Origin of the sequence: Pseudoalteromonas prydzensis, from assembly GCF_011050055.1 — a bacterium.
GTDB lineage: Bacteria > Pseudomonadota > Gammaproteobacteria > Enterobacterales > Alteromonadaceae > Pseudoalteromonas > Pseudoalteromonas prydzensis_A.
The window spans coordinates 102,044-108,849 of sequence record NZ_DRGM01000128.1 but is presented as its reverse complement, the minus strand read 5'-3'; the positions used below and the strand labels follow the sequence as shown (position 1 = coordinate 108,849).

Annotated in this window: 4 protein-coding genes; 2 read left to right on the top strand and 2 right to left on the bottom strand. The window is 41.2% G+C overall.

Features of this window, described 5'->3' with window-relative positions; all coding sequences use genetic code 11:
- Both ENH88_RS12465 and ENH88_RS12460 read right to left on the bottom strand, forming a co-directional pair.
- On the bottom strand, positions 1-999 hold a 999-nt coding region (locus ENH88_RS12465; RefSeq protein ID WP_304182570.1), incomplete at its 3' end, for a proline racemase family protein.
- A 217-nt stretch (positions 1,000-1,216) separates the two neighbouring features.
- Positions 1,217-4,210, bottom strand: a complete 2,994-nt coding sequence (locus tag ENH88_RS12460) for a TonB-dependent receptor (protein WP_304182568.1) — start codon at positions 4,208-4,210, stop codon at positions 1,217-1,219.
- Positions 4,211-4,503: 293 nt separating this feature from the next.
- Between ENH88_RS12460 and ENH88_RS12455 the strand changes: the two genes are divergently transcribed.
- Complete coding sequence (locus ENH88_RS12455; protein ID WP_283709025.1) at positions 4,504-5,355, top strand: GNAT family N-acetyltransferase; 852 nt, start codon at positions 4,504-4,506, stop codon at positions 5,353-5,355.
- A 326-nt stretch (positions 5,356-5,681) separates the two neighbouring features.
- Positions 5,682-6,650, top strand: coding sequence for a dihydrodipicolinate synthase family protein (locus ENH88_RS12450; protein WP_283709024.1), 969 nt, complete (start codon positions 5,682-5,684; stop codon positions 6,648-6,650).
- Positions 6,651-6,806 lie beyond the last annotated feature (156 nt).

The window sequence follows — 6,806 nt, the reverse complement described above, 5'->3', positions numbered from 1 at the left end:
TGTATGTTTGCCTGTAACAAAAGCTGTGCCTGTAACACGAGGAATAATTGCAGTATGTGTTTTAACATTGCATGACTGCCAAATGTTCACGTTAAATACTGAACCCAAAATACTTTCAATGTTAACACTTTGCCCTATCGCCAACTCACCTTTTGCGAACGCAAGTGCAGCGCGGGCACTAACGCCAGTACCGGTTGGGCTTCTATCAAGCTCACCTTCTGCAAAAATACATACATGTCGGCTAAAATGATTGCTCTGCGATACCTGGCTATTGGAGTAAAAAATAACCCCGTATAAAAAACCAAGTGCCTGATCAGTTGGGTGCTTTGGTTGATATTGTTTTGTTACCTGCTGTTTAATCGTTTTACCAAGACTAATGATCTGTTCATGATTATCTGGTGCTAAGCTTAAATCAACAGTATCAGCATCAACAAACGCATAATAGGCGCCACCAAATGCAATATCACAGCTAACCTCCCCAACCATAGGCAATTTAATTTTCACGTCGAGCTTATCGACAAAACTGGCTACATTATCAAAATATACTTGCTGTAACTGAGCATTTTTAAGCTCAACATACGCTGTAATCAGCCCTGCTGGGGTATCAATCCGTAACTCATTAATTCCATCAATAAAATTAGCAATACCACAGTCTTTTGCAGCCGTAGCTAAGGCTATAATGGCATGCCCGCACATAGTGCTATAACCTTCGTTATGTAGAAAAAGTACGCCAAAGTGGCTACTCTCACGCTCAGGAGCCGTAATTAATGCACCGTACATATCAGCATGCCCGCGCGGCTCAAACATCAATGCTTTTCGTAAGTCATCAAAACGCGCCAAACAATCAGCACGCTTCTGGTGCATGGTTTGCCCTTGCACATCGCTAAAACCATCAACAATAATCCGAAGGGGCTCACCACCTGTGTGCATATCAAGTGTATTTATTGATAACCAATCATTATTTGGCTGTTGCCAGTGAGAGAATAAAGTATGGGTCATATGTCACTCTTTCTATTTTTGTATACAGTATATCTTTTTTATTTATACTGCAATCGTTTCAAGTCTAGTAATAAGAAAAATGCCGAGCAGTTACCTACTCAGCATCAGGGCTGTGTTACTCACTATGAGAATGTGCTTAAACATTTTGTCAATTTTAGCTTTCGCTTGTTAGGTGATATGTACTAAAACGACAACTTACAGCCACTTACCAGGGAACTTAAAATTCTATACGCGCGGTTAACGATACATACCGAGCTCCTTGTCGGCCTGTAACTAAACCATAATCAGGGTTAAGCTCTAAGCCATTATCACCGTACTGAGCGCGTTCCTCATTTATTGATAGCGCGCTATCACCATCAAATAAGTTATAAACGGTGCCTTTGAGTGTCATATCAGAGCCAAAAAAGTCAGTGTAATAAGTAAGCGACATATCTACGTTAGTTAACCAAGGTAAATTGCCTTTACTACCACGAGGAGCTGGGTTACCGTTTTCATCATAATGCGATGCCTGGTCGTAGTATTTACTAATACACGCATCCCAAGGATTACCTTGCTCACAGCTATCTACACCTTCAGGGTGAACTGAGAAGTAACTTTTTGGTCGACCCGATGTTGTTCGCGCAACTAAGCCAACGGTTAATGAATCGGTAATACTGTAGGCACCGCTAAATTTAATCGCATGGCGGTGATCGTTTGGTAAATTACCATAACCATGATCCATCAAATCGCCATAGTCATAAGAAGTTGTCCAGCCCGGATCAGCTTGGTCGTTGTCCGTTTTAACTAAGCCCTCTGTATTACCGTAACTGTGTGACCATGTATATGATGTGTTGATCCGTAAATCATCGGTTACATTGCCATCTAAAGTAAATTCAAGCGCCAAATATTTACGCTGTGCTTCAGGTAATGCTAGCTCTTCAACACTTAAATTAACGTTATCAACTTGCCCATCGCCATCAAAATCATACGACATTTGGATCGCTTCACCTGGGTTATTCAAAACATAGTATGAACCTTGACCTACGTTATCGGTGATCCCCATCTCGGCTAGCTTTTTAGCAAGTACAGGACCTACATCGGTGTCTTCAACACTGCGACCTAAATCACGATAGATAGCGCGTACTCCCGCCGACATAGTATCAAACACTTCTTGCTGATAGCCTATCGTAAACTCATCACTGTACATTGGCTTCAAAGAAGCAGAAGCAATAAGTCCTGGCTCTGTAATACCACGTTGACGCCAGCGTCTATCACGTAACATATCACCTCTGCTAGGTGAACCATCCGCTAATAAAGTAGGTGAACCATTGCCTTCTAATTGATCTAATTCGAAATACTCAAACCACTCAATAGATGCCGATCCTTGAGTAATATTCATGTTGGCCGATACAGGCTGAAAGTAGCGACCAAAGGTTGCGAATACTTTAGCACTACCATCACCACTTACATCATAGATAGCTTGTAACCGCGGTGCGATTTGGTTATCAATATCAACAAAAGCGCGGCCATCCGATACGGTGTTTTCAAATTGACTGTAACGCAAGCCCATATTAAGCACTAAATTATCAGTTGCTTGCCATGAGTCATTAATATAAAACGCTAACGAAGTGGTATCTGAATCGACTTCACGGCTACGCACGCGTCGCTCAATAAAATCACTGCCCAGCGCTGCACCCGAGATATCATTTTCACCTGCGGTTTTTATTGTCCACCAGCCTTGTGCATCACCCACCCCGTTTTGCCCTTCCAAGTAATCAACTTTCACGTTGGTGTAGTCAATACCAAACTGGATTGAATGCATATCCAAGTCCCAGTTAAAATCAATTCTGGCTTGGTCTCGAATATATTCTTCTTCCGTTATATCGGAATTTGTATGCTGACTTAACGTTACAAAGCCATCACGTTCATCCCACACACCTGGGTTAGGTGATGCTACAACGTTTTCAACATTTTCTGTAACACGGCCAACAACAGCTGACACTGAAAATGTATCAGTCAGATAGCCATTGTAGTTAATACTGTATACATTGCCGCCATCTTCGCCAGGTGCATCTACACCCTGTTGGTCACCTACCACATTATCTTGCCAGTTATAAGCGAATGTTTTATCGGTCCACGTACGTTTGTTATTCATCGCAGAGAAACCTACTGAATGGTCTTCATTAATGAACCAGTCGACCTTGGTAAACCAGCGGTCTTCATCACGCTCAAAATCAGAGAAAGTGGTTTGTCCCGCACTGTTAGTCTCTTCTCTGCGTGGAGCAAATAAACCATAGAAGAAAAGCGTATCTTCAATAATCGCACCGCTCGCCCATAACTGTACTTCTTTAAAATCGTCACTACTTTGTTGAGTATTAGTATCGATAGTTCCACTATCTTGGAATATTGAATCATGCTGACTACGAAGACTATCAGGATCCCAGCGCACCTCTGCACCAAATTTAAAATCATTATCACCTGATTTAGATACAGCGTTTACAATACCGCCTAATGCACCACCAAATTCAGGGCTTACACCACCGGTTTTAACTTGAGTTTGAGAAATAGCTTCCCACGGTAGACGAATTGAACCCAACCCTGTGCGAATACTTGTTACATTTAAGCCATTAAAATAGTAGCCATTTTCAGCTGCTGATGAGCCACCAAAACTAGAGGCGCCTTTAAAATTAGAACCACCCGGAGCTGCGGTACCTGGTGCAAGTAACGCAATACTCTCAAACCCCGTATTTACTGGCATTGCTTTAAGCTCAGCATCGCTAAACGTTAAACCAGAGGTTGAAGAAGCCATATCAACACGGCGTATTGCTGAGCCGGATACTGCGATACGCTCAATGTCAGTGCCAGCTTTAAAAAGTTGTACATCAAGAATAATGGATTGACCAATGGTCACAGCCACATCTTCTTCAACCATTGTTTGATAACCATCTTTCACAATAGTGACGTCATAAGTACCCACTGGCACATTACGCAGTAAATAATCGCCTTCAGCATTACTTGTAATGGTATACACAAGACCTTTCGTTTTGTGTTTAAGGGTAATTTTTGCACCAATCAAATCATTGCCAGATTGCGCCACAATATGACCTTTTACAATACTACTGCCATCAACGGCTTGCGCAGCAGGCGCCATCATTAATGCAGCAGTAACCGCCGTTGCTAATAGGGTTTTTACACCCGCTCCCCGAGTTTGCTTTTTATTATATGTAAACATGAAAATGTTCCTTTGATCCTGTTAATTTTTTGTTGTCTGTCTAACCTCTGACGAAAAAAATATACACCCATTACATATTGTATACAATATTAAATATACATTTATTTTTTAGGATCGTCCTAAAATTCCATGCTGTTAATCGCAAGCTGTGGTAAAAACATCACCATGGAAAAATTAAAAATAAGCCTATTATTAAACGCTTGTGTGAAAATAACTGTGCAATTTACACGCTTCGTTCTATGCTTATACGCTCAACAAAAAGTGCAGAATTAGCAAAAATTAAAAGGACTCACATGCAAGAGCAGCGCTTAACCATCAAAGTTATGTCTAAAGAAGAAGTGAATATTGCCGTTGAATGGGCCGCGCTAGAGGGCTGGAACCCAGGCCTTAATGATGCCCATAATTATTATCAGGCAGATCCCCATGGCTTTTTAATTGGCTACCTTGGCGATGAAGCTATCGCAACCATTTCCGTTGTTAAATATGATAACGATTTTGCTTTTTTAGGCTTTTACATCGTTAAACCTGAATATCGGGGCAAAGGTTATGGCATGAAAATTTGGCAAGCGGGCCTTAACTATCTGAAAAACTGTAATATTGCCCTTGATGGCGTACTTGAACAGCAAGATAATTATAAAAAATCAGGATTTAAACTGGCCTACAGTAATATTAGATTTGCAGGAGCCGGTGGCGGTCAATTGCCAAACAATGACGATATTATAGAGCTTGCAAGCTTGCCATTCTCAGCAATAAGCGATTACGAAAAACCCTTTTTCCCAGCAGTTAGAGCAGATTTTTTGCGAAGCTGGATAAGCCAGCCCAATTCTCAAGCTTTGGGAATTTTAGACAAGGGTAAATTAGCAGGTTACGGTGTGATCAGGGCATGTCGCGAAGGATTTAAAATTGGCCCTCTATACGCGAACACTCCTCAATTGGCAGAGTCGTTGTTTCTCGCATTAAAGGCATCAGTTCCTACAGATGAAACTATCTACTTAGATGTGCCTAATATAAACCAAGCCGCAATGGCTTTAGCGCAACGCTATAATATGCAGCCATCGTTTGAAACAGCCAGAATGTATACACAGCCCTCCCCCACTACCCCTTTAAGTAAGGTGTTTGGTGTAACCTCTTTTGAAATAGGCTAAGCCTAGCGCCTATTTATAGCTGCAAGTTTACCGCGCAGCTTTTGCCTCGCCAAGCATTCATTATTAACCTTTATATTCATATATATTCATATTTTCACAACAGTGAAATCGGCCTTAAATATTAAATGCGAGTTAAGTCACTTTAGCATGGCTCATGCTTGCTCTGCATGTTTACGCAAGCTTTCTGGAACACTGCTGCTCTGTTAATTCTTACCAAACTCTAAACTAGGTGTCAGATTTATTTTTATCACGGCTTTGCCAAAGATAATTTAACTGATACACTCTCAATGTATAATGTATACAATATATTCACAAGAGGAATTATAATGGAAACTAATAGTAAAGATTGGCGATACACTGTTATGCCAGCTGTATTTACATGGCTAAAAGAAACTGAATCCGGCACTGTTGAAATTGATCTTGAAGCAACACAAAAATACGCTGCAGATATTTTAAAAGTGCAAGGTAAACATGGAACTAGAATGGGTGGACTAGTCGGCTCAGGTACACTCGGTGAAAATAACTATCTAAGCGCGGAGCAGCGCCTTTCTTTACTAAAAGCCCTCTCTAGCGTTGCGAAAGAGTACAATGTTCCATTGATCAGTGGCGCTGCGGCACAAACAAAAGAAGAACTTGCCAAAATAGTTACAGAGCTTGCGACTGTTGGCGTAGATACCGTTATGGTAATGCCACCAAAAACGAAGGAAGCGCCTTGTGATGAACAAATGTATGCGTATTACGCACTTTCTGCAGCGGCTGCAAAAGCAGCGGGCATAACAATAATGCCCTATAACAACCCTGACGCAGCCGGCTATCATGCGCTCTCAACTGATCTACTTACAAGACTTGCTGCCCTGCCTGAAGTCACCGCGCTTAAAATATCGACTATCGACGTGTCAGTTATTGAAACAATGATGTTAGAGAACAAAAACTTAAAAGTATTGGCCGGTGTTGACACTGTGACTATTCATGCAGGCCTTGCTGGCGCATGTGGTGGCATTACAGGTGTTGGGTGCATATTCCCAAAAGCGAGTATTACTATGCAAGAATATGTAAATAATGGAGAGTGGGCTGAGGCAAATAAAATTTCTCAGGCGATGAATTCTATCTCCTACCTTGATGCACAACCGTTACTTTTAGAGTACCTAAAGTTTGCTTTTGGCATTCATCATAATGATCTAACTGGTGGGCTTCGCACCTTTGGCAAGAAGTTAACCCAACAGCAAATTGATGATGTTCATACAAGGTATACCCTAGCAAAAGAACGACTTGAGATCCTCGATTTACTAGACTGATCTTTTAAAGTATTCAAATCGCGAACTCCGTTGTTACGGAGTTTTTTTGTATCTACAATTTACTGTTGCAATAAAGGAAGTAAACGAATTTTTTTATTGATTTAGGATTGACCGTCAATTTATAAAAACGGTAAAAAAATACTAGTGCCTATTGGC

What these genes read in the sequence shown, in the direction of transcription:
- ENH88_RS12460 (WP_304182568.1), bottom strand. Translation starts at nt 4,210, where the DNA reads ATGTTTACATATAATAAAAAGCAAACTCGGGGAGCGGGTGTAAAAACC.
- ENH88_RS12455 (WP_283709025.1), top strand. Translation starts at nt 4,504, where the DNA reads ATGCAAGAGCAGCGCTTAACCATCAAAGTTATGTCTAAAGAAGAAGTG.
- ENH88_RS12450 (WP_283709024.1), top strand. Translation starts at nt 5,682, where the DNA reads ATGGAAACTAATAGTAAAGATTGGCGATACACTGTTATGCCAGCTGTA.